General features: G+C 33.0%; 3 protein-coding genes and 1 pseudogene. All 4 read right to left on the bottom strand.

Annotated elements, in window-relative coordinates; translation table 11 throughout:
• Nucleotides 1-663, bottom strand: a 663-nt coding sequence (locus tag E1171_RS02645) for an amidohydrolase family protein (RefSeq protein WP_222931350.1), incomplete at its 3' end; no start/stop codon positions are given.
• A 24-nt stretch (nt 664-687) separates the two neighbouring features.
• The gene (locus E1171_RS02650; protein WP_155203808.1) at nt 688-1059 is read right to left on the bottom strand and encodes an amidohydrolase family protein; all 372 of its coding nucleotides are present in this window, start codon (nt 1057-1059) and stop codon (nt 688-690) included.
• A 104-nt stretch (nt 1060-1163) separates the two neighbouring features.
• Nucleotides 1164-1751 (bottom strand): annotated as a pseudogene (locus E1171_RS24880) (DUF7010 family protein).
• Between the two features lie 131 nt (nt 1752-1882).
• On the bottom strand, nt 1883-2005 hold the full coding sequence (locus E1171_RS24590; protein WP_281347197.1) for a hypothetical protein: 123 nt from the start codon (nt 2003-2005) through the stop codon (nt 1883-1885).
• Nucleotides 2006-2336: the final 331 nt, after the last annotated feature.

Consider the following 2336-nt stretch of genomic DNA (forward strand, 5'->3'; position numbering starts at 1 on the left):
TATGTACATTTTTTCGGTATTCTTTTCATAATAACTGATTAAATCTTTTGGAAGGACATTTTTTAGTTCAGGATCACTTAAAAAATTTGGTGTGGTCAAACTATTTAAACCATTTATCACTTGTAATGTAGCTATGTATCCTACTTTATTTTCAATCTCAGTGTCTAGTGTTTCTGTAACTTCCTTCGGGATAAGACCATTATTCTCTAACCTTTCATCTCCCCAATTCCAAAGGCCATGGGCAATAACGTCTACTTCAGCATTTGCTAAAAAACTATGCGCATCAAGAGAGTTTCCATGAACAACTAATACCAAATTACGCTTGTGAGCTTCTTTTTTTATTGTTTCTATTAATTCCTCAGAAGGTGTTGGTAAAGGTGGTTTCGTAGGGTCAAAACCAGGCTCGTAATAAGTCTTTACAGCAATTGCACCTGATTCTACAATTCGATTAACAACAGCCTCAGGAGTGTGGTTCTCTTTCAAATATTTTTCTGATACCGGATAATTCTCATTCTCCTGATAAATAAAGTTTGGTATTGAGTCGCCCCAATTTGATAAACCATACCCATTTCCAATTACAGTACCTCCGCCGACGTAAAACAAATCAGGTTTAATTTTTACATTTTTAAACTCTGAGAGTCTTTGTGTTTTTGCTGTACCCAAATCTATTAAGGTAGTATAGCCAAATTAAAGGTAACTTTTGGGAAGCTGAGTTCTGTAACTCTTTACTATATCTGGATTCTCTAATTCTTCTTCATCCAAAAGGCCGTCCGTACTAGTAACATGAACATGACTATCAATTAAACCTGGAATAATATATTTTCCCCTTGCGTCAATAATATTGAATTCACCACTTATATCAGGAGGATTTGAGCCAATATATATAATTTTATCTTTTTCAATTACTATGTTTACTTCCTTACTTAATGATTGGTCTTTGGGTGAAATTACTCTTGCATTTTTAATTAATATTCCTTCACTCAGATTAAATTCATTCTCTGCTATTTTGAATGAGAATAATGTGATTAATACAATTGCAATTAGTGGTAATTTATTCATAAGCTTATTTGAATTATTGGTAACGGTGAGTGTATGCGTAGTATAGGCATTTAACCCGTAATTTCGCATATACCTTGTTGGTGGCTGGTATTAAACTCTTCTATTCATTCTCTATCTTTCAAGGCAGATTTGCGAAGAAGAACAGTATACATAAAAATTCCAAAAGTAATTTCAATAATTGAGCCTGCCAATAATGAACCAAAAGATTTAAATTTTAATTTAAAGAGAAAATATGCCCCAATGCCCAAGGAAGCTCCTAAAATCCAATAAGTTTTTTTCCCAAAAAGAGTCGCAAATGTCAAATATCTTCCACCAATTATTAGAAGCATAGCCTGAAAAAACCATTCAACTTTTTACAAGGATAGTCCATAGGCAATAGGTAAACACATAATCATCCAAATTGTACTTTCCATCGCCAGATTTTTTAATGGGTTGCCAGCATTGTGTCCTTTTAGTCCTGTTAATTTTTCTATTACACCTGAAATAGGGCTAATTAATACACCGCCAATTAAAAGTGCCCAAATGGCTTGTTTGTCAGAAAAGAAATAAGCAACTAAAGCAGATATAAGCCATATAACTCCTGATACAATTACACCTAAATAGCCGTTTGCATATCCTTTGCACATATCGGATTGAGCTTCAATAATCGTAGCAGCCTTATCCATTGGGTCCATTGATGAGGTCTCGGTCATTTTTATACATAATAATTAAATGTGTTGTTTTATACTTGTCACCAACAACCGTGTATACCACATATGTGGTATATCTACCTTATAGCCATTTCTTCCACCTATCTGTATTTTGGAAGTTATAAAATAACAACTTAGATAATGAGTGTATAAACGACCAAACCTTCAACTACCACTAAAACAGAAGAGCCTATCTTAGTTATTTTGGTAATCGGTAAACCTTGTGCTTTTCTTTGTGCTTCTAACGTGTCTTTCACAATTTTTCTACTCTTTTCAGTTAATGTATCCTAAAAATCCCATCCGTACTCATTTTGGAGGATTTCCAACACTTTTTCATAACCATTATTTTTTATTTTAACCTTTTAAGTTTTGGAAGTAACCTTATTTTTTTGTTTGTAAAATTGTCTATTAATTAGTTACTTAAAAGTATAGGGGCTTGTGGTTTATAAATTCAATTAAGGTGGAGTGCTAGCTTTTTATTATTTGAATTTGAAAAGGAACAGCCGTGAAAAAATGGCTTCCCTTGATAATTTTCATGGCCAATTCCCTTTTTAACCTATTTTTAAAAACAGTGATAAGGAGGTACTG

The organism is Xanthovirga aplysinae, from assembly GCF_009711365.1.
In the GTDB taxonomy this organism is placed as follows: Bacteria; Bacteroidota; Bacteroidia; order Cytophagales; family Cyclobacteriaceae; genus Xanthovirga; species Xanthovirga aplysinae.

What these genes read in the sequence shown, in the direction of transcription:
- E1171_RS02650 (WP_155203808.1), bottom strand. Translation starts at nt 1,059, where the DNA reads ATGAATAAATTACCACTAATTGCAATTGTATTAATCACATTATTCTCA.